The 19,070-nt window shown below is 71.9% G+C and carries 21 protein-coding genes; 8 read left to right on the forward strand and 13 right to left on the reverse strand.

Features of this window, described 5'->3' with window-relative positions; translation table 11 throughout:
• Positions 1 to 69: 69 nt before the first annotated feature.
• The gene (locus ACFV0O_RS40130) at positions 70 to 984 is read right to left on the reverse strand and encodes a transcriptional regulator (RefSeq protein ID WP_380349589.1); all 915 of its coding nucleotides are present in this window, start codon (positions 982 to 984) and stop codon (positions 70 to 72) included.
• A gap of 643 nt (positions 985 to 1,627) precedes the next feature.
• Between ACFV0O_RS40130 and ACFV0O_RS40135 the strand changes: the two genes are divergently transcribed.
• Together ACFV0O_RS40135 and ACFV0O_RS40140 are read left to right on the forward strand one after the other, a co-directional pair.
• Positions 1,628 to 1,786 carry a hypothetical protein gene (locus ACFV0O_RS40135; protein ID WP_380349592.1) on the forward strand — a complete coding sequence of 53 codons (159 nt, stop codon included), beginning with the start codon at positions 1,628 to 1,630 and terminating at the stop codon, positions 1,784 to 1,786.
• Between the two features lie 85 nt (positions 1,787 to 1,871).
• Positions 1,872 to 3,452, forward strand: a complete 1,581-nt coding sequence (locus ACFV0O_RS40140; RefSeq protein ID WP_380349594.1) for an asparagine synthase-related protein — start codon at positions 1,872 to 1,874, stop codon at positions 3,450 to 3,452.
• Between the two features lie 49 nt (positions 3,453 to 3,501).
• Here the strand turns inward: ACFV0O_RS40140 and ACFV0O_RS40145 are convergent, their stop codons facing one another.
• The 7 genes from ACFV0O_RS40145 to ACFV0O_RS40175 all read right to left on the reverse strand — a co-directional run bounded on the left by ACFV0O_RS40145 (position 3,502) and on the right by ACFV0O_RS40175 (position 9,728).
• Positions 3,502 to 4,035: a GNAT family N-acetyltransferase gene (locus ACFV0O_RS40145; RefSeq protein WP_380349597.1), complete on the reverse strand. Its 534-nt coding sequence runs from the start codon at positions 4,033 to 4,035 to the stop codon at positions 3,502 to 3,504.
• Between the two features lie 386 nt (positions 4,036 to 4,421).
• A complete protein-coding gene (locus tag ACFV0O_RS40150) occupies positions 4,422 to 5,825 on the reverse strand; it encodes a M14 family metallopeptidase (protein WP_380349600.1) in 1,404 nt (467 codons plus the stop codon).
• Between the two features lie 193 nt (positions 5,826 to 6,018).
• Positions 6,019 to 6,822, reverse strand: coding sequence for a hypothetical protein (locus ACFV0O_RS40155; RefSeq protein WP_380349603.1), 804 nt, complete (start codon positions 6,820 to 6,822; stop codon positions 6,019 to 6,021).
• A gap of 74 nt (positions 6,823 to 6,896) precedes the next feature.
• The gene (locus ACFV0O_RS40160) at positions 6,897 to 7,403 is read right to left on the reverse strand and encodes a SigE family RNA polymerase sigma factor (RefSeq protein ID WP_380349605.1); all 507 of its coding nucleotides are present in this window, start codon (positions 7,401 to 7,403) and stop codon (positions 6,897 to 6,899) included.
• Between the two features lie 229 nt (positions 7,404 to 7,632).
• Complete coding sequence (locus ACFV0O_RS40165; RefSeq protein WP_380349640.1) at positions 7,633 to 8,154, reverse strand: SMI1/KNR4 family protein; 522 nt, start codon at positions 8,152 to 8,154, stop codon at positions 7,633 to 7,635.
• A 140-nt stretch (positions 8,155 to 8,294) separates the two neighbouring features.
• Complete coding sequence (locus tag ACFV0O_RS40170; protein WP_380349608.1) at positions 8,295 to 8,579, reverse strand: tetratricopeptide repeat protein; 285 nt, start codon at positions 8,577 to 8,579, stop codon at positions 8,295 to 8,297.
• A gap of 156 nt (positions 8,580 to 8,735) precedes the next feature.
• A complete protein-coding gene (locus tag ACFV0O_RS40175) occupies positions 8,736 to 9,728 on the reverse strand; it encodes a helix-turn-helix domain-containing protein (RefSeq protein WP_380349611.1) in 993 nt (330 codons plus the stop codon).
• 52 nt (positions 9,729 to 9,780) lie between these two features.
• Here ACFV0O_RS40175 and ACFV0O_RS40180 point away from each other — a divergent pair, with 52 nt between their 5' ends.
• Positions 9,781 to 10,176, forward strand: a complete 396-nt coding sequence (locus tag ACFV0O_RS40180) for a cupin domain-containing protein (protein ID WP_380349614.1) — start codon at positions 9,781 to 9,783, stop codon at positions 10,174 to 10,176.
• Between the two features lie 128 nt (positions 10,177 to 10,304).
• Here ACFV0O_RS40180 and ACFV0O_RS40185 read toward each other — a convergent pair whose 3' ends face one another.
• From ACFV0O_RS40185 to ACFV0O_RS40200, 4 genes are all read right to left on the reverse strand, one after another.
• Positions 10,305 to 11,060, reverse strand: coding sequence for a hypothetical protein (locus tag ACFV0O_RS40185; RefSeq protein ID WP_380349617.1), 756 nt, complete (start codon positions 11,058 to 11,060; stop codon positions 10,305 to 10,307).
• Between the two features lie 99 nt (positions 11,061 to 11,159).
• Positions 11,160 to 12,482 (reverse strand): alpha/beta hydrolase family protein, encoded by a 1,323-nt coding sequence (locus ACFV0O_RS40190; RefSeq protein WP_380349620.1) that lies wholly within the window; start codon positions 12,480 to 12,482, stop codon positions 11,160 to 11,162.
• 158 nt (positions 12,483 to 12,640) lie between these two features.
• Positions 12,641 to 13,123 (reverse strand): protease inhibitor I42 family protein, encoded by a 483-nt coding sequence (locus ACFV0O_RS40195; RefSeq protein WP_380349623.1) that lies wholly within the window; start codon positions 13,121 to 13,123, stop codon positions 12,641 to 12,643.
• Positions 13,124 to 13,491: 368 nt separating this feature from the next.
• A complete protein-coding gene (locus ACFV0O_RS40200; protein WP_380349643.1) occupies positions 13,492 to 14,235 on the reverse strand; it encodes a dienelactone hydrolase family protein in 744 nt (247 codons plus the stop codon).
• 109 nt (positions 14,236 to 14,344) lie between these two features.
• On the opposite strand from ACFV0O_RS40200, the gene ACFV0O_RS40205 reads away from it, so the two are divergent.
• Positions 14,345 to 14,878 (forward strand): MarR family winged helix-turn-helix transcriptional regulator, encoded by a 534-nt coding sequence (locus ACFV0O_RS40205; protein WP_380349625.1) that lies wholly within the window; start codon positions 14,345 to 14,347, stop codon positions 14,876 to 14,878.
• Positions 14,879 to 14,925: 47 nt separating this feature from the next.
• Positions 14,926 to 15,171, forward strand: a complete 246-nt coding sequence (locus ACFV0O_RS40210; RefSeq protein WP_380349627.1) for a hypothetical protein — start codon at positions 14,926 to 14,928, stop codon at positions 15,169 to 15,171.
• A 119-nt stretch (positions 15,172 to 15,290) separates the two neighbouring features.
• Here ACFV0O_RS40210 and ACFV0O_RS40215 read toward each other — a convergent pair whose 3' ends face one another.
• A complete protein-coding gene (locus ACFV0O_RS40215; protein ID WP_380349629.1) occupies positions 15,291 to 15,911 on the reverse strand; it encodes a L,D-transpeptidase in 621 nt (206 codons plus the stop codon).
• A gap of 304 nt (positions 15,912 to 16,215) precedes the next feature.
• Between ACFV0O_RS40215 and ACFV0O_RS40220 the strand changes: the two genes are divergently transcribed.
• The 3 genes from ACFV0O_RS40220 (at position 16,216) to ACFV0O_RS40230 (ending at position 18,895) form a co-directional block, all read left to right on the forward strand.
• Positions 16,216 to 17,448: a hypothetical protein gene (locus ACFV0O_RS40220; protein WP_380349632.1), complete on the forward strand. Its 1,233-nt coding sequence runs from the start codon at positions 16,216 to 16,218 to the stop codon at positions 17,446 to 17,448.
• A 123-nt stretch (positions 17,449 to 17,571) separates the two neighbouring features.
• Positions 17,572 to 18,021, forward strand: a complete 450-nt coding sequence (locus ACFV0O_RS40225; RefSeq protein WP_380349634.1) for a hypothetical protein — start codon at positions 17,572 to 17,574, stop codon at positions 18,019 to 18,021.
• A gap of 100 nt (positions 18,022 to 18,121) precedes the next feature.
• Positions 18,122 to 18,895 carry a maleylpyruvate isomerase N-terminal domain-containing protein gene (locus ACFV0O_RS40230; protein WP_380349637.1) on the forward strand — a complete coding sequence of 258 codons (774 nt, stop codon included), beginning with the start codon at positions 18,122 to 18,124 and terminating at the stop codon, positions 18,893 to 18,895.
• The last annotated feature ends 175 nt before the right edge of the window (positions 18,896 to 19,070 follow it).

Genomic DNA, 19,070 nt, shown 5'->3' on the forward strand with positions numbered 1-19,070 from the left:
GGGGGGGGGCCCCCGCCCCCGGTGGGCGCGGGGGCGCCCCCCCCCCCCCCCCCCCGCGACCCGGAGGACTCACGTTGCCATGGAACGAGACCGGTCGTGAAGTTCACGGGCCGACGGGTTGCGAAGGTGAGGCGTCATAAGGGTCTGCATCTCGCGGATCCGGTCATCAACGCGCCCTGACTGGACGAGCGGGTATTCGTCCAGGACGCGGTGCCAGTCCGTACAGGCTTCGTCAAGACGGCCGGCCTTGAACTTGCGTTCGGCAAGCATGGCCCCGTATCGAACCCTTGTGCGCCGGTAGGCAGGCTCGCGGGCCTGGTGGGACTCCTGCATCGACTTGATCGCACCGTCCAAGTCATCAAGTTCGTAGCGGACTTGCGAGATGTGGTAATGCAAGGCCGATGGGTCGTATGATCCGAACGCTTTGGCCTGGGATTCGGCCTTCTCCATCGCACTCTCCGCCTGCTTGATCCGAAGCATGGCAAGTGCTCTGTCTCCGGTCAGCGCTGCGGCATGTGCCTCCTGGCCGGCCAGGAATGCTCGCATCCGGGGTCCTGCTTGTGGGGAGGCTGCGGATGCACTCCGGGCGAGTCTGATGGCCGTGACTCCGTCGCCAAGGTCGCCGTGCATGACGCTCATGCCTCGCAGGGTCGTGCAGAAGGTCAGCTCGTCACCAGCCAGACGGGACAACTCCAGCGCCTTGAGGTAGTACCGGTTGGCCAGGCCGTCGAGACGTTCGTCCATGGCCATGTAACCGGTCAGGTAGCAGTGGTCGGCTGCGGCCGACAGCAGTGCCCTACGAACCTCATCCGGGGCTTCGGCCTTGAGATACGGGCCAATGGCGTTCACCAGGAACGAAGCTGCCATGGGCCGTGCATACCGTCCGCCCTGCTGGTCATCAATGCCACTGACCAGTTCCGTCATCGCGATGACGGACTCGACCTCGCGCTGACCGATCCGCAGGTGCGGGTTGGTCTTGATCATGTCGATCCTGCCAACCACGTCCTGCCATCCCGGTACCGAGACCACAGCAGCCGAGTAGAGGCCGACACCAAGTACTGATCGCCGGGTAGGGTCCATGTCCGCACGTGCCAGGTCCATCAGTCCGGTAACGAGATCCGCGTCCGCGTCGTCAAGCCGGGGTTCGCCGAACCCGGCATCCGCCGCCGTGATGGGACGTCGGAGTCTGACCGATAGGACGTCAAGGATCAGATCTTGAGTCCTCCGGCGAGGGATTGTTCCGTCGTTCAGCCAGTGGCTCACTGATGAGTTGTCGTACCGCAAGGTCAGCCCTGCGCGTGTTCCGGCCGCGTTGATGGCACGGGTGAACTGCCCGTGGTCCCAACCAGCCTGGTACAAGAGACATCCGAGCGCCTTGTTCTGACGGCGTGTCCGTGGCATGCCGGACATTCTGCCCCTGAATTCAATGCTTTCAACTCCCGATCATGACGAGGCAGTTACGCGCAGTGCCGGTGCGGCGGTTGTCTGGTCGGGCGGCGGCCGGCCATCCAGGTACACCCCCGGTCGTCGCCGGTGCCTGCAATCCCGCAGGTACTGGGCTTCCCTGCGCCGGCTGTGAAGCGTTGGCGTGGGGAAGCCGACCGATGAAGGTGAAGGGAACCGCTACGTGAACATCACCGACGAGACCATGCTCATCGAGGCCGCCGGTCGGATCTTCGGCGACGAGCCGTCCTACGAGGTCATGCACACCACCGACCGGTACAGCTACAAGAAGATCTCCGGCAGCTCCGACTCCGTGCAGACGTACGACACCACGGCCGTCTGACGAAGCCTCGTGCCGGCCGCAGCAGCCCCCGCTGCTGCAGCCGGTCCGCGTCCACCTCCCACCCGACGTACGAAGGACAGCCGCGATGTTCCATCTCCGCGTCACCCATGACGACATCACCACCGACCGGGAGTGGGCATGGTCGGTGGACCGCTGGTGCTGCGGATCCTCCTGGATCGCCCCGTACCGACACGAGCTGACGGAGCAGACCGCCCTCACCGACGGCATCCACACCGCTTTCATCGCCTCCGTCAGGCTGGCTGACACCACCCCGGGACGGCCCGATATCGAACAGGTCTCGCCTGCCTCGTACGGCCGCAGGCTCCGGGAGATCCGGGCCAGCCGCGGGGACTGGGTCACCATGGAGATCAGCCCCGGCCAGGCCATCCGGATCAAGACCGGACCCGAGTGCACCGCCCCCCAGTACCTGGCTGCCGAGGACGGCGTACTGCACGGCTCGTGGGATCTGATGAACCTCCGCGACCACCAGGACCACAACCGGCTGGACCACCTGGCCGTCACCCGGCACCTCGCCCTGCGCGCCCGGTACACCGCCGCCACGTTCTGGCAGGACATCAGGCTCCTCACCGAGCGTTCCACCGCGCACTTCGGCCAGGACGGCCCGCTGATCATCCAGTTCCCCGAGCCCGCCGAACACTCCCGGGCCAGGTCCCTCCAGACCGGCGCCGATCCGGTGCCCCTGTTCCTGGACCTCCTCAGCCGGTCAGTGTCGCGGATTCCGTGGAAGGGCTCCAGGACCGCCGTGCAGCTTTCCGGCGGCATGGACTCCACCGTCGTCGCCCTGGGCCTGCGGACAGCCCCGGAGGGGGCCGGCGTGACAGCGGGGACTGTCATTCTGGATGCCGAACGGGGCGTGCAGCAGTCCGAGCGCTGCTCGCTCATCCTGGAGCACATCGCCTCCGGATGGTCGTCCGTGACCGTCAGGGCCACCGATCACCTGCCGTACGGGCCGACGTCCCGCTACAGCCGCCGCACCTGGATCTCTCCCTACCAGGACATCTACGCCGACGCGCTCGACACCCTGTCCGGCCGGTTCACCGACCACGGCGTCCGGGCTGTGTTCACCGGGATCGGCGGCGACGAGCTGATGGCCACCACGGAAGCCGAGGACCACGGAGGGTGGGGAGGCTTCGAGCGGCCCGACACCCCGCCATGGCTGGGACCGGCCGCGAAGGCTGTACTGCCGGACATCGACACCGCCATCACGCCGGCCGCGATCGTCCCGGAGACTGCTCTCATGGCCAAGACCGTGTGCGGCCCCGCGTTCATGCAACGCGGCATCTGGCCCGTCCACCCGCTCACCGACCCGCTCCTCGTCAGGTTCTGCGAGTGGACACCACTGGAATGGCGGGAGAAGAAGCGGCTCCTGCGCGAAGTGATCGGGAGGACCGGCATGCCGCCGCAGGTCGCCCGCCCGGCGATCGCTGAGAACTTCCGGCAGATCATCACCATGGCGATGCGCCGGCACGGGGTTCCCCGCATCCGGACGATCCTCGACGCAGGGTCACCTCTCATCGAGGCCGGACTCATCGCCCCGGACGGTCTGGCAACCGTCGCGGACCGCTTGGGGGCCGGTACTCCGGTGGACGGTGACCACGAGGTCGTCTTCGCACTCCTGGCCGACTCCGCACTCGTCCGGCGCTGAGAACGTTTGCGGCCCCGGCGAGGTTTCGCCGGGGCCGCAGACGCGTCGGTCAGAGGCCGCGGCCGGCCATCATGTCCGCGAGACCCGGGACACGCTCGGCCTCGCGTTGCAGCATGAAGACCTTTGCACCATGTCGCTCGGCCACCCGCACCAGGTCCCAGCCCTGGCCCTCCTGGTAGTACCGGGAGAGCTGCTCCTGCCCCGTTCCCCGACGCACCCGCCGCAGGCCCTGCTGGGCGGCGTGGTCGAGCGACCACCATGCGATCAACCGGCCGAGCCGGTGCGGGTTCGGCTTGGTGAAGGTGGTTGCCAGGAACAGAGTGGACTCGGCACGCTCCTCCTCGGTGAAGCCCCACGGCGGAAGCGCATCGTTCCCGAAGTATGTTGTACAGCCCACAACGCCATCGGACTCGTGCTCCAGCACCCACACCGGAAAGGCCGGGTTTCCGGCCTGCGAGCCGTACTCCTCAGCCATGTCGGCGCACTCGCCCAGGCTCCTCACCGACAGCCACGCAGACCGTGCCCTGACCATCTCGGCAATCGCCCCAGCGTCTGCGGCTGTCGCCTCGCGCATCTGATACACCAGTCGCCTCCCTCCGGCACACCCATCAACGACCTTACTGGCAAGGCCAGATCATCTGCTGGAAGTGCCGCGACTGTGCCAGTTGCAACCACAGTTCTCTGTTCATTGCATCGAACAACGGTATGAGCTCAGCGTAAGGAGAAGATCAGCTCGACAACCGTTGCCGCGTCGGTGCCGTAGTCGGCCTCGGTGTCGAAGTCCGTGCCGAAGTCCGTGTCGGCGGGCGCGGTTGCGGGGACGACCGGGCGGACGGCGGACGGTATCCCGGATGCCCGGGCCGCTGAGCGGTCCGGGCATCCGGGGGTTTCTCCGGCTACGAACGGCCCACCGGGTCCGGCCGGTCCCGACCCGTCCCGACCGGCCCGGTGCGCCTGTGTGGCGGTCGGTCAGGCGGGGATGCCGCAGTACTGCTGCTGCTTGCCGATCGCGCGGTAGACGCAGTCCGCCGTCTCCACCAGCCGCAGGACCGCTTCGCGGTTGCGGCTGGTCTCGCGGCCGATGACCTCGTCGGGCGGGTAGAAGCCTCCGCCGCTGCCGCTCGGGCCGGGGTACATCTCGAAGGTGTAGGCGAAGACCCGTTGGGCGCCCCACAGCCAGTCGTCGATCGCGCCGTCGGTGATGTAGAGGTCGCTCGACTGTTCGGGCGTGTAGCCGTTGGTGGCGGCCATGGTGCGGCCGAGGGTGGCGAAGGTGTTGTACTCGTCGGCGGTCATGCCGGCGGGGGTGTCGGTGGTGGTCCAGCCGAACGGCCAGAGCACCAGCTGACTGTAGGTGTGGAAGTCGATGGCGGCGGTGATCTGCTGCTTGCCGCCGACGACCCGGCTGCGGACGAAGTCGGCGACCACCTTGGTCTCCTTGGCCGACTCCGGCGCGCTGCCCCGGTAGGTCTCGTTGGAGGTGGAACCGGAGGAGCCGCCGCAGCAGCCCCACTTGTAGTTCCAGTTGCGGTTGAGGTCGGTGCCGACGCTGCTGCTGCCGGCGTTCGGCTGGCGGTCCTTGCGCCAGCTGCGGTAGCGGCCGGTGGCGATGTCGTACTCGCCGCCGTCCGGGTTGAGGTCGGGGATCACCCAGATCTCACGACTGTTGACGGCGTTGGCGATGCGGCTGTCGGTGGCGTACTTGTCGCCGAACTCGTGCAGCAGGTAGAGCGCCATCTCGACGGTGAGGTGCTCGCGGGCGTGCTGGTGGGCGGTGAACAGCACCTCGGGCTCGTTCTCGTCGGTGTTGACGTTGTCGCTGATCTTCACCGCGACGATCGGCCGGCCCTCGTAGGAGGTGCCGATGACGCGCTTGCTCATGATGTCCGGGTGCGCAGCAACGACGGCGTCGATGTCGGCGGTGGCCTCGGCGTAGTTGTGGTAGCCGGAGTCGGCCTGCGGGAAGTCGTACACCGCGCCGGCCACGGCCTCGCCGCCGGGCCCGTCACCGTAACGGGGGCCGGGCAGCGCGACCGGGGACCAGCCGAGCGCCCGCAGCCGGGCGGTCTCGGCGAGGGTCGCGGTGACCACCACCGCGTCGGGTAGGACGGCGTCGACGGAGGCGCCGGTGGCGGCGACGGCGGTGCGTTCGGCGACGGTCCGGGGGCCGTCGAGCCGGTACTGCCGGGCCGCGTCGGTGCCGTAGTCGGCCTCGGTGCCGAAGTCCGTGCCGAAGTCGGTGTCGGCGGTCGTGGTGGCGGGGACGACCGGGCGGTCGGAGGAGGCGGCCCGGGCGGTGATCGGGGTGGCGAGGGCGAGGGCCAGCAGTACGGCGGTGGCCGCAGCGGGCTTCCCTCGGCGGGGCAGTCGCATGACTGTCCTCCTGTGGGGGTCCGTGGGGGCGGAACGGTGGAGGAGGTGAGGCGCGCGCCAGCATGATGGTCCGCCAGTGTCATGAGTTCGTCAAGACATCGGAAAGGCCGTTCTGGTCCCAAGTGAGCACCACCACCGCCTCCTTGGGCCCCGGCCCCGCCCCCCGGTCCCGCCCCCGGCCCCCGGCGAACCGTCAGCCGAGGGCCGCGAGGATCGGTGCCCAGGTGGTGCCGGTGAGCGCGGCCACCGCCTGCTGCTCGGTGAGCGGGGGCGCGGCCCGCGTCGGCTTCGGCACCTCGCTGCCCGTGCCACCGCCGGTGCTGTTCCACTGCACCATCTGGAGCTGCGCACCGGTCGCCTTCAGGGTGACCGTCACCGTCCAGCGGTGGGCGGCATCGACGCTGCCGGTGTGCTTGGCCACGTTCCGCTCCGACATCACCAGCGCCCCGCCGGGGATCTCGGCGCTGCTCGGCAGCTCCCGCAGCGTGCAGGTGTCACCGTCGGCCCGCGCGGGTGCCTGGTCGCAGCTCAGCCCGTCCCCGTCCCTGAGCGGCAGCTGGAGCCGCACCGCCGAGACCCCGACGCTGGCGAGGCCCTGCCCGTCGTCGAGGAGCAGGCTGCCGTTGGCGACGAGCCCGCGGGACGGGTCCGCGGGGTCGTTGCCCTGTCCCTTCTCCTCGCTGAACCGGCCCCCGGGGAACGTGCCCTCCAGGGCCTGGATCATCTGGGTGTCGGTGATCGCGGTCCGGGGCGCCGCCATCGGCGTCATCTCCCGGTCGGATCCCCCGAGGCGGCTCCCGAGCATTCCGGGAACCACCAGGCCCACCGCCGCGATCGCGGCGCAGGCACCGGCCCCGGCCACGACGACGCCGGCGACGCGCCGACGCTTGCGGCTGCGCCCGCGCTCGACGGCTCCGCCCAGGAGCGCGGTGAGGTCGGGATCGAGGGAATCGGTCGTACGGTCGAGGGCACGTGCGAGGTCTGTTTCGAACGGCATTCCGGCGTCACCTTGTCTGTGTACTGATGGGGGGTTGTGCGACTGCTGCGACCTGCTCGGTGTGCTCGGCGTGCTCAGTGCGGAACCAGGTCCGCCAGGCTGTCACCGAGCAGCGCACGCACCCTGCCGAGCGCCCGGGTGCCCTGCGAGCGGACAGCGCTGCTGCTCAGCCTGAGCATCTGCGCGGTCTCCTCGATGCTGCGGTCCTCCCAGTAGCGCAGCAGGAGCACCGCCCGGTCGCGGGGCGGGAGTTGGCCGAGCGCGTCCAGCAGGGTGAGCCGCAGCGCGGTGTCCGGCCCGGCCGCCGCGCCCTCGGGCAGGTTCCCCACGGGACGCTCCGTGCTGCTCCGCCGACGCCGCAGACTGAGGAAGGTGCGGACCAGCACCGTCTGCGCGTAGGCCGCCGGGTTGTCCGCACCGGCCACCCGCTTCCAGTGCACGTACACCCGGCTGAGGGTCTCCTGGACCAGGTCCTCGGCCAGATGCGCGTCACCCGCCGCGAGGACGTACGCCGAGCGGTACAGCGCCTTCCCCCTCGCGGCCACGAACTCCACGTACTCGTTCTCCCGTGCAGACTTCACTCGGTCCCCGCCCGTTCCCTCGTCTCGCGATCCCCGTGCATACCCCTCATGACTACGCGAGCCGCCAGGATGTCGCGCGGGCGCGGGAGTTTCTCCTGGGAAAGCCCCGCGAGCCGCCCGCGCGACATCCTCCGGGCGACGCCCCAGGAGCGACCCGGCCGCTGCTCCGAGGCCGGCTCGGCGCCGTCCGGGCTCCCCCGGACCGGAGCGGGCGTCTCCTGGAGTCGGGTCAGCGGCACAGCTCCGTGACGATGTCGTCGAAGTCGGGGAACTCCCGGGCAGCCCGCTCGATGACGGCGGCGGCCGACTGCTGCCGGCCGGGGGCGAACCGTTCGGCGACGGCCGTCAGTCGACGGTCGGGACGCGGGCCCCGGTCGGTGCCGTACCCGCCGGCCGCTTCGCAGGGGCCGACACCGTCGGCGAGCAGCCACAGGAAGTCGGCCAGATCGCGCGCTACGACGGCGGTCTCGCCCTCGGAGCCGAGGAAGACGACGGGCTGGTCGACGAGCGCGCCGTCCGGGCGCACCAGCCAGAACGCGGCGTACCCGCCCGTGCCGTCCTGGCCGAACACCCGGAAGTCGTCGCCGCTCGACTCGGTGTTGTCGGTCCAGGCCCGCCACCAGTCGGTGGTGTCCTCGGCGGACAGGAAGGCCGCGAACGGCTCGAAGTCGATCCTCTCGCCGTCGTCGTAGTCGAACGGGGCCGCCAGTGCGGCGGCGAGTGCGGTGGGGAATTCTCGATCACTGGTCATGGTCACGCGGAGAGGCTAGCGACCACCGGTGTCACCCGAGCCGTCCCGGCCGTGCCCTCGGCCCCCTGCGCCTCGGCCCCCGCACCTCGGTACGCCAGGTGGGCAAGCCGCCGGGGCGCCCTGTGGGGGTTTCCGCTGCCTCAGTGCGACGCGGACGGTGGGGCGTTGCGCGGTTCGGTCCCGTCGGGCCAGGCCGCCACCTGCAGCGATCGCCGCAACTCGGCCTCGTGGAGCGCCGGGTTGACCTGCGCCAGGGTGCGCCGGATGGCGACGGATTCCCGGATGGGCGCCAGGGCCTCCTCCCGTCGGCCCGTCTGTCCGAGGTCGGCGGCGAGGTTGTTCAACGCCATCGCGAGGTCCGGCAGGTGGGCGTCCGGGTTCGCGGCCGCCAGCGCGCGGTAGTGGCCGACGGCCTCCCGGCTCACGGCCGGCCCCTCCTCCCGGTGGCCCGCGTCACCCAGCCGGTTGGAGAGGTTGAAGAGCGAGGAGACCAGGTCCGGCAGGTGGGCGTCGGGGTCGGCGTCGCCAACGCGCGCCGGATGCCGATCGCTTCCCGGGCCGCCGGGCGGCCCGGGCGCGCGTCAGTCGGCCTCGGGCCCGAAGCGGCGCCGGTACGCGGTCGGGGTGATGCCCGTCCCGCGGCGCATCAGCGCCCGCAGGTTGGCGGCGGTGCCGAGGCCGCTGCGGCGGGCGACGACCTCGAAGCGGCTCTCGCCCCGTTCGATGAGCCGACAGGCCAGGGTGAGCCGTTCGGCGGTGAGCCACGCCAGCGGGGTCGTTCCCAGCTGTGCCCGGAAGCGGCGGTGCAGTGTGGCCGGGCTGACCGCCGCCCGTTCCGCGAGGTCCGACACCGTCAGGGGCGCGTCGAGCCGTTCCTGTGCCCAGGCGAGGACCGGGGCGAGGGACTCGTCGGGCAGGTCGGGCATGGGTCGTTCGACGAACTGGCGTTGTCCGCCGTCCCGGTGCGCCGCGAAGACCAGCCGTCGGCTGACGGAGTTGGCGACCTCCGCACCGTGGTCGCGGCGGACCACGTGCAGCCCGAGGTCGAGTGCGGCGGCGCTCCCGGCGGCGGTGAGGATGTCGCCGTCGTCCACGAACAGCACGTCCGTTTCGAGGTGGACGGCGGGGAACCGGGCCCGGAAGGAGTCCGCCCACTGCCAGTGCGCGGTGGCCCTGCGCCCGTCGAGGACGCCGGCCTCGGCCAGGGTGAAGGCCCCGCTGCAGAAGCCCATCAGGCGTGCCCCGCGCGCGTGCGCCCGCCGGACGGCGTCCAGCACCGCGCGGCGGCGGGGCACCTCGGGGTCGGGGCGGTTGGGGACGATCAGGGTGTCCGCGGTGTCGGCCGCCTCCAGGCCCGCGACCCCGGTGAGCGTGAAGAACCCGTCGCGCATCAGGGTGCGCGGTTCGGGGGAGCACAGCCCGAAGTCGTAGAGGTCGCGCCCGATCTCCGGTCTGCGCAGGCCGAAGACCTCGGTCGCGCAGCCCAGCTCGAAGGGGTTGGAGTTCTCGTCCACGATCACGACCACCCGGTGGACGCCCGCCGCGCGCACGTGCTGCGAGGATTCTTTCGTCATGTGCGATTCCTAGCACTCACGCCGGTCGGGCGTCGCGGCGCAGGATGGGCCCATGAGCAACCGACCCATCTCCCTGCACACGGCGCTGGCCTCCTTCGACGCCCTGTGGAGCCCGCGCATCGTGACGCGCGTCAACGACTACGACGTCCGCGTCGCCAAGGTCGAGGGCGAGCACCTCTGGCACGCCCACGACACCACCGACGAGTTCTTCCTGGTCCTCGACGGGGAACTGCACATCGCCCTGCGTGAGCCCGCCGGCGAACGCACGGTCGTGCTGCCGCGAGGGTCGGTCTTCACCGTCCCCCGCGGCACGGAGCACAAGCCGTCCGCCCCGACCGGCGCCGCGATCCTCATGGTCGAGCCGACCGGCACGCCCACCGTGGGCGACCGCCACGACGAGGTCCCCGCCCACGTGGACGCGACGACGGGGCACACCCTCGACGCCTGACCGCGTGCGCCCTCGACGCCCGAGCGGTGCGGTGCGAAGCGATGCGATGCGGTGCGGAGCGATGCGGTGCGGAGCGGAGCGATGCGGTGCGGTGCGGTGCGGTGCGGTGCGGCAGGGACCGGTCGACGTCAGGCGGGCAGGGTTCCGAGCGCGTGGGCGAGTCGTTCGGTCTGCTCCGGGGTGATGCCCCGGGCGAGCTGCATCCCGCAGCGCGGACTGTACGGGCCGTCGCAGTGGAGGATGCCCGCGAAGGGCTGTTCGCCACCGCTGAGCGGGGACGCTCCGGGCGCCGACCACCGAGCCGCTTCCCACAGGGGGTGGTCCAGGAGGCGCGCCGCCACGCGCGGAGCCTTGCCGGCGGGCGCACCGACCCGGACCAGCGCTTCGGCGATCACGTCCGCCGCGTCCGCCGGCGCGTCCTCGTCACCGAGGGCGGGCAGCAGGAGCAGCAGCCGGGCACGGGGGTCGTGGACGCCCGGCGCCCCGCGGTCGGGGGTGTTCGCGATGTGGACCAGTTCCGACCAGGAGAGACCGGGGCCCGCCTGGTGTCCGTCGAGGGTGGCGAGGTGGCCGTGCCGCCGCCACTCGGGGTGGGTGACGACGTAGTCCGTCCCGCTGTCGTCGGCGAGGTTGCGGCTCACCACCACGGCGGTGTGTCCGCTGCCGAACGGCACCCGGAACACGGGCCAGGCGCCGTCGTCCGTCAACTCCTGGTAGGCGGCGCCGGCGTCGGCCGCGTCCGCTCCGAACCACTCCGCGCTCGGCTCACCGTTCTCCTCGTCCGACTCGCACATCCAGAGGAGGTAGGCCGCCCAGAAGCCCGGCCGGGCGAGCAGGTCTTCCCCGGCCACCAGCGGTTCACCGTCATATCCGTCGATCAGCACCGGGCAAGACTGCCAGAGCAGGCCGACAGCCCGGCCGACAGCCCGGCCGACAGCCCGTCCCCGGCCGGAGGCGGCGGCTCGGGGCGGGGTGCCGACCGGTCAGCGCAGGCCGCTGAACCAGCGCACGATGTCCGCCGTGCCGGCGACGTTGGAGCCGAGGTGCCGGGACCGCGCGAAGTCCGGGGTGCCGAGGTCGACGACCGCCGGGTCCGCGCCGTGCGACCGCAGCGCGGCCGCACAGGCGTCGGTGTTGGCGTCGGCCGCCTGCTCGTCGGCCTCCGCCGTGTACAGGCGGACCGGGACGCGCGGCGCCCAGTCGCAGGTACCGTCGGCCACCCGGAGTGCCTCGGCGAGGCGGCCGGTCGGGTACCGCAGCATGTCGAAGCCGTGCGGGGTGAGCAGCGCGTCGATGGTGCCGGGCGTGCCGGCGAAGAGTTGCGGGCCGGTGTGCGAGCCGTCGAACAGCGCCTCGATCGTGCTGTCGTACGGTGCCTGGAAGACCTCGCCCGGGGTGTCGTACAGGTGGTGCAACCGGTTCCACGCGACGAGGAGGTACGCCGAGTACAGCACGCTCGACTTCGGTTCGAGGGAGCCGCCGAGCAGCGCGGGCAGCTCGGCGCGCCGGAAGTCGTAGGCGCCGCTGACCGGCGCGACGGCCCGGAGCCGGAACCACCGGTCGCCGCCGTCCTGCAGGGCCCGTGCGAGTCCCATCGCCGCCGAGGCGCCCTGGGAGAAGCCGGTGACCAGCACGTCGTGGCCCAGGGTTCGGCCCGTGCTCGGGACGAAGGCGCGGGCCGCCCGGAGCATGTCCAGGGAGGCGCTCGTCTCCGAGGGCACGTCCATCCAGGGGTGGGGCCCCGGGCCGGTGCCCAGACCGAGGTAGTCCGGGGCGACGGCGGCGAAGCCTGCGGACGCGTACGTGAGGGCGGGCGAGGACACGAACCCCGCCGTGACCGTGGTCGAGGGGGCGTCGGAGCGGTAGCTGGTCGTGCCGTGGGTGAACGACACCGTCCGCAGCTCGCGACCGCCGCCGCGGGGCAGCATCAGCAGCCCGCTGGCGGTGATCGGCCGACCGCTCGGGTCCACGGTCCGGTACTCCAGCCGGTAGGCGTCCGTCCCGAACCGGACGGTGCCCGCGTCGAACCCGGCGCCGGCCAGTGCCGCGGCGACGTCCTCCTTCGTGGCCAGGGTGGTCGTCGGGTGGGCGGAGACCAGGCGGCCGCGATCGCCTTGGTGGGCCGAGCCCGTGTCCGCGCGGGCGTCCGCCGAGGCGGCGCCCGCCGGCACGGTCGCGGCGGCCAGGACGGCCAGGGCCGCGCCGGCGCCCAGCCGACGGAGCGCGGACCGTAACCCGCCTGCGGTCGCGGCCCGTCCTGCCCGTTCCCCCTGCACTGCTTGCTCTTCCTGCTCTGTGAACCTCATGCCGGCGACGCTACGTACCGTCACCCCTCCCCCACAGTGCGGACAGCGGGCGTATCCGTCCTGGGGTTGTCCCCACCGCGACACCGCTCACAGCGGGGGCGAGGCAGCCGGGGCCGCCGACCGACCCGGTCGGGGTCGGGGTTGGGGTCGGGGTTGAGTCAGTCGACCTGGACGGTGAACTGACGCCTGGTCCGCTCAGGCCCGCCGGAGAACGTCCAGCCCTCGTGGTCGCGGTAGTCGACGTGCAGGGTGACGGTGGTCCGGCCGGGGTTCCCGGCAGCACGGAAGACGAAGTAGTAGTGGCCTCCCGAGCCGAGCGCGCCGGCCCCGTCGAGCGCGCTGAGGCCGGGCAGGTCCTTGAGCCCGATGGTCCTGACGTACTCGTCACCGACGGTCCGCACCACCGCGGAGTCGGGCGCGGGGTCGGCCACGGTCCAGATGTCGCCCGCCGTCCGGTACGCGCTCACCTCGATCGAGAAGAGCTCGCCGGCCTTGACGGTCAGCGGCCCCGAGGTCGCCGTGAACACCCTCCCGTGGTCGAGCCGGCCGGTCGTCATCCGATGGATCGACACCGCGCCGACCGTGCCCGCGACGGCCGACACGACGACCGGCACGAGGAGGACCCGCTGCCACGTCCTCACGAGGTCACCTCCCGGTCAGCGCCCCGCAACGCCGGCCCGGCTACGGCCTCGTCGACCGTCCTCGCGCACCCGGGCAGCCCGTTGCCGTCCATGAACTCTCCCCCTGTGTCCTGTTGTTCGGCCCGAAGACCGCCGTACAGCATAGCGGCGGCCCCACCCCCTCCCACCAGCCGGAACGCCCGCGCCGGGGGCTCCGGGCGGGCGGACCGCGGCTGCGGGCCGAAGCCTGCGGAGCCGTGCCGGACGCGGTCTCCGTCGCGGGCGCGGGCGCGGGCGCGGGCGCGGGCGCTGCGGCGATCACCGTCGCCGTCACCGTCGCCGTCGCAGTCGCCGTCTCCGTCGCTTCGGCGTGCGGGCCGGCGCGGGTGTCAGCCCGTGGCGAGCGTGCGGCCGAGGAGGGGCAGCAGCCGGTCCCAGTGGAGCTGCAGCGCGGCGGGGTCGAAGGCGTCGGTGTCGGACATGGTGAAGCCGTGCACGGTGCCGGGGTAGATCTCAGAGGTGTAGCCGACACCGGCGGCGTCCAGGGCCCGGTCGAGTTCGCCGAGGTCCTCGGGGGTCAGGTCGGATTCGGCGTGGCCGAGGTAGACCTCGGCGGTGAGCGTGGAGAGGAGGCGCTGCCGGTCCGGCCCGTCCGCGCCCACGGGGCCGTGGAATCCGGCGACGGCGGCCACTCGGCCGGGGTGGGCCGCGGCGGTGCGCAGCGCCAGGAGGCCGCCGATGCAGTAGCCGGTCACCGCGACCGGTCCGGCGCTGACCTCGGGCCGGCCGGTGAGGAACGCGAGGTAGGCCTCGGCGTCGCTCAGGACGCGTTCGGTGGTGTGTGCCCTGATCAAGGGCATCACCTGGGCGACGAGCGCGGGCCGGGCGTCTTCCCCGATGTGCGCGGGGAGGTCGACCACCGGTGTCGGACCGTGCCGGTGGAAGAAGTTGGGGACGAGCACGTAGTACCCGTGCCCGGCCAGTTCGCGGGCGATCTCGCGCAGCGCGGGCCTGATGCCGAAGGCGTCCCCGTACATCAGCACCCCCGGGTGGCGCCCGCCGTCGTCGGGGAAGGCGGCGAAGGCGTCGGCCTGGCCGTCCTCGGTGGGGATCTGCAGCGTCGTGGTGGGAATGGCGGCTCTTCCTTCTCTCACGTTCTCGACAAACGTTCGTCTCACTAACGGTTTGGCACGAGCGAACGTACATCGTTAGTCTCACTAACGCAATGGAGAGGACGGTCCCATGACCAGAGCCGAAGCCCCGGATCCGCCCGAGAACGGCGCGCCCGAGGACGGGGCGCCGGACGACGGCGCCCCCGAGACCCCCGACCGGCTGCGCCAGCGGGCGAGCCGCCTGCTGTCACAGCTCACCACGCAGTCGGACCGCCTGATCAACGAGGGCCTGGCCCGGGTCGACGCCCGCAAGTGGCACTACGCCGTGCTCGCCTCCCTGCAGGAGTACGGGCCCGGCAGCCAGGCCACGCTGAGCCGGCGGTCCGGCATCTACCGCAGCGACATGGTCGGCGTCCTCAACGAACTGGCCGAACGCGACCTCGTCGAACGGGTGCCGGACCCCGACGACCGGCGCCGCAACATCATCACGATCTCCGCCCGGGGCCGCCGTCACCTACAGCACCTCGACGAGGTCCTGGACGACCTCCACGACGACCTGCTCGCGCCACTGGACCCGGCCGAACGCGAGCAGTTCACCCAGCTGCTCACCCGCCTGCTGGACCACCACACCCGGACCGCCCGAACCGCGCGGTCCACGCCGTGACGGTGGGGCACGATGGGGTTGACCGCGTACCGATCGAAGGAAGCCTCGTGGTCGACCCCGCGCTCAAGCATGCCCTGAGCCACCTCCGGTTCGTGAAGTCGCAGCAGCCACCCGACGCCGACTCCGTCGAGTTCGCCGACTGGCGCGAGAGCATCGCCGGGGCCCTGGACGCGTCGGCCCGTGCGCTGGTCTTCGAGGAGGACCGGGCCAGAGCCGGAGCAGAGGCAACAGCGGCGCGCGAGCAGGCCGCAGAGGTCCGGCGCCGGGCTGGGATCAGGGCCGACGCGCGCTGACACTGCGGGCGGCCGTCCGGAGCCGCGGGGCGACAGGCCGACGGGCCGACGGGCCGACGGGCCGCGCGTCGGCCGGAAGATGTCTCCCGGCCGACGCACGGCCCGCAATGGTGGACGGATCAGCCGCTGACCTCCAGGGTGGCGGGCCAGCCCCGGTCGTCCAGCTTGGTGAACAGCGCCTTGATGTGGTCGGGGTTCAGCTTGATGCAGCCGTAGGAGCGGTAGTCGGAGTCGCCGTCCCAGCGCGTGGCCTCGGTGGTGCCCTGGTTGCCGTCCGCCCTCATCTCGCTGTGGATGAAGAGGTCGGACCGCAGGGTGCCGTCGGAGCACTTCTTGTCGGCGAGGGCGATGGCGAAGCCCTTGATGGTGCGGTCCCGGTGGCGTTCGTGGCCCTCGATCCGGTAGGTCCCGTTGGGCAGCCAGCCCTTGTTGGTCCGGCAGCTGTCGCGGCCCTCGGCGCTCGCGCCGAGGCCGGAGCCGGCCCGGTAGGAGGCGATGGTTTCGCCGCCGACGCGGACCGAGAGGGTGGAGCGGTCGGGGTGCTCGTGGTTCTTGACGAAGACCAGCCGGACACCGTTGTCCGCCGTCCGGGCCGCCGCCTGCGTCGTCGCCTGCGTCGTCGCCTGCGCCGCGGGCGCGGTGCCGGCCGCGAGCGCGGCCGTGAGGCCGGCGGCGAGCAGCAGCGGGGTGAGGGCCTGCCGGGGGGTGCCGCGGTGGGAGCGCGAGTGGTTCGTCCGCATGTCCTGCTCCTGTTCCTGTACCTGCTCTTGCTTCTTGCTTCTTGTTTCGTCCTGCGCCCTGCGCCCTGCGACGGGACGACGGGGCGACGGGGCGACGGGGCGACGGGCCGTGGTGTGCCCTGGCACGGAGGGCTCGGTGCGCCGTGTACGGCCGGCCGGTTCCGGCGCCGTCACCGAGCCTCCCGGCCAGTGGGGTTGACCGTCCATCAGGTGCGGAACAGTGGAACTTGCACTCTGTCTTGCACCGCGCTGACCTGCACATGAGCGGCTCGCGGTGCAGGCCGAACCACCCGGGAGGACGCCTGTGGAGCAGCGGGAGAAGGCTTTCGAGGAGGCTGCGGGCGGGTTCGCCCGGGCCCTGGACGAGTGGGCCCGGTGCCTGGCGGAGGTCACCGACGGCGCCCAGCGGCCGTCGCGCAAGGTCCTGGTGCGCCGGCTGCAGCTGGCAGGGCACCGGATCGACGAGCCGCTGCTGTCCTACTGGCTGAAGGGACACCGGCAACTCCTCGTCGCGAAGGCCAACCGGGTGCCCTCACCGGCCGACTCGGCCGCGCTCGCCCAGGTGCTGCGTCCGGACGCCGCCACGACGGCCGACCTGCTGATCGGGCACGGCGAGGAGATCGCCGCGCTTCGCGCCCGGCTGGTGGAGCTCGGCGGCGCGGGGTGGCGACGGAAGGTGGTCGCCCACCTCGGCGACGCCGACGGCGGGGACGCGGGCGACAGCGCAGACACGCACGGCAGCGCGAACGCGGACGACAGCGCGAACGCGGACGACAGCGCGAACGCGGACGACAGCGCGGACTCGAACGACGGCGCGGACGCGGACACGGAAGCGGCCCCGAGCGCGCGCATCACGAGCGGCACCGTCGAGGGGCTTGCGGCGGCGCGCACCATGGACGCGCGCCTCCCCCGCGCCACCGTACGCCGGTGGTTGCCCGCGGCCGCGGCCGTCCTGGTCGCGGCCGCCGTCCCGCCGTTGTTCCTCCTGTCGGAGCGCGGCGGAACCGGCACGGACCGGGCCACGTCGGCACCACCGCCGCAGCCGCCGGCCGCGAGCGTCCCGGCAGACCTGTCGACCGCTGCCCCGGAGCGTCCGGATCTGCCGCTGTTCTCCCCGGCCGCCGGGGCACGGACCGAGATCGGCGGCAATCACCGCTGCGGGCGGGTCCGGTACGTCAACGGTCTCGCGTGGACGCCGTGCACCCGCGTGGACGAGTCCGGCCTGAGCTTCGCGGTCCTGTTGACCAACACCGGTCCTGCGGCGGTGACGGTGCGGGCCAAGGTCGGCTGGGTGCGCGCCCGCGACATCCACCCGTGCCCCGGGTCCTGGGGCACGGGTGTGCGGGTCGTGGTGGCGCCCGGCCAGTCGTTGCTGAGCCCCCCGGAGCAGTGCGTCCATCCGCTGCTCCCGGCGACCGCGTTCCAGGCGCGGGCCGAGGTCGGCGAGCCGGACGACGTGTCCGTCTACCGCGAGATGTCGATGACGGTCCACATCCAGCCCGACGGCCGCAGGGCGATCTGGGCCGACGAGGCCTGAGGACCGACCGGATCCGGAGGAGACGAGCCGGTGGTCGTCGGGGCAGTCCTCGTGGGTGTGCCGGACCAAGCCGGTGATCACAGCTGCCTTGGCGCTGTTCACTCGACGTTGGAGGTTCGCAGCATGGCTCCGGCGAACAAGGACGGCATCGTCTCCGTCACAGGAACCGCTGTCGAGATCTTCACGGATCGCGACTTCAAGGGCGTCGGCCTCGTGCTCCACGACGGCAACGACGACCCGGAGACCGACGGCGGCTCGGTGGGCAACGACACGATCAGCTCGATCAAGGCCGGTGTCGGCTGGAAGGTCACCGTCCACGCCAACTCCGACTTCACCGGCGCCGGCACCACCTTCCACGGAAGCACCGCGTACGTCGGAGACGAGTTCGACGACACCATCTCATCGCTCAAGGTCCGGTCGGAGCACCGTTCCCCCTTGGTGGTCGACGAGACGATCAACGGATCGCGCTTTCCACTCGCGGGGCTGCAGCAGCAGGACTCCCTGGGGGTGGATCTCCAACCGGATGCGGTGACCGAGTGTCACCACGGCTGCGGCTCGGTCGAACCCGGCTGAGCCGCGCGCCGTCCTCACCACCGGTGAAGTCGCCGGTGGCGAGCAGTGCGCGGAATTAATTCGCTACCCGGCGGCTGAAGCCCCGTGATACACAACCGACGTGCAAAAAATCTTGGAGTTCCCCGAGGTCCTGCGGCTGATCGAGGACCGCTCGACCGCGTTCCGCGCCGCGATCGCGTCCGCACCCGACCTTGACGTCCAGGTCCCGTCCTGCCCGGACTGGACGCTGCGCGAACTGGTGCAGCACCTCGGCGACGGCCGCCGCCGCCAGGCCGCCATCGTCGCGGCGGGCCCGGGCGCCGAGCCCCCGGCGAAGACGGACCCGAAGGGCGCCCCGACGGCGCCCCGCGACCGCGAAGCCCTGGACGCCTGGCTCGCCGAGTCGACCGAGCTCATGCTCGACGCGATGCGCGAGGCCGGCCCGGACCGCGGCTGCTGGACCTGGTGGGGCCGCTCGCAGGCCCCGCAGACCAGCGGAGCCCTGGCCCGGCACCAGATCCAGGAGATCGCCGTCCACACCTACGACGTCCAGCTCACCCAGGGGGCCGCACAGCCGCTGCCGACGGACGTCGCGGTCGAGGGCGTCGACGAGTTCCTGACGACCGTCTCGGCGACGACCGTCCCCTGGCCGTTCAAGCCGGCGACCATCGACCTGCACGCGACCGAGGGCGGCTCCTGGCGCCTGACCCTCAATGCCGACGGCGTCCGCTGCGACGACCTCGCCGCCGACGCGGAGCCGGGCGACATGGCGATGCGAGGCGCAGCGAGCGAGCTGGTCCTCTACTTCTACGACCGCGTCCCGCTCGACAGCGTGGAGATCACCGGCGACCCCGAGCCGATGGAGCAGCTCGCCGTGTGGGACCCGAACGCGTAGAACGCGCACTCGCGCGGCTGCGGGCAGGCTGCGGGCCCGCTGGTCAAGGGCGAAGGGCGCACCTGCGGGCGGATCGCGCTCGGCTGAGGACGCTCCTGGCCACGGTTTCGCTCGCTCAGCCGGGCCAAGGAGAACTCGCGGGATGTCGCACATCCATACGGAGAAGGGGGCGCTG

It is taken from the genome of Kitasatospora sp. NPDC059577, assembly GCF_042735475.1.
Lineage (GTDB): Bacteria > Actinomycetota > Actinomycetes > Streptomycetales > Streptomycetaceae > Kitasatospora.

What these genes read in the sequence shown, in the direction of transcription:
- ACFV0O_RS40150 (WP_380349600.1), bottom strand. Translation starts at nt 5,825, where the DNA reads ATGCGACTGCCCCGCCGAGGGAAGCCCGCTGCGGCCACCGCCGTACTG.
- ACFV0O_RS40140 (WP_380349594.1), top strand. Translation starts at nt 1,872, where the DNA reads ATGTTCCATCTCCGCGTCACCCATGACGACATCACCACCGACCGGGAG.
- ACFV0O_RS40190 (WP_380349620.1), bottom strand. Translation starts at nt 12,482, where the DNA reads ATGAGGTTCACAGAGCAGGAAGAGCAAGCAGTGCAGGGGGAACGGGCA.
- ACFV0O_RS40205 (WP_380349625.1), top strand. Translation starts at nt 14,345, where the DNA reads ATGACCAGAGCCGAAGCCCCGGATCCGCCCGAGAACGGCGCGCCCGAG.
- ACFV0O_RS40175 (WP_380349611.1), bottom strand. Translation starts at nt 9,728, where the DNA reads ATGACGAAAGAATCCTCGCAGCACGTGCGCGCGGCGGGCGTCCACCGG.
- ACFV0O_RS40130 (WP_380349589.1), bottom strand. Translation starts at nt 984, where the DNA reads ATGATCAAGACCAACCCGCACCTGCGGATCGGTCAGCGCGAGGTCGAG.
- ACFV0O_RS40225 (WP_380349634.1), top strand. Translation starts at nt 17,572, where the DNA reads ATGGCTCCGGCGAACAAGGACGGCATCGTCTCCGTCACAGGAACCGCT.
- ACFV0O_RS40165 (WP_380349640.1), bottom strand. Translation starts at nt 8,154, where the DNA reads ATGACCAGTGATCGAGAATTCCCCACCGCACTCGCCGCCGCACTGGCG.
- ACFV0O_RS40155 (WP_380349603.1), bottom strand. Translation starts at nt 6,822, where the DNA reads ATGCCGTTCGAAACAGACCTCGCACGTGCCCTCGACCGTACGACCGAT.
- ACFV0O_RS40180 (WP_380349614.1), top strand. Translation starts at nt 9,781, where the DNA reads ATGAGCAACCGACCCATCTCCCTGCACACGGCGCTGGCCTCCTTCGAC.
- ACFV0O_RS40215 (WP_380349629.1), bottom strand. Translation starts at nt 15,911, where the DNA reads ATGCGGACGAACCACTCGCGCTCCCACCGCGGCACCCCCCGGCAGGCC.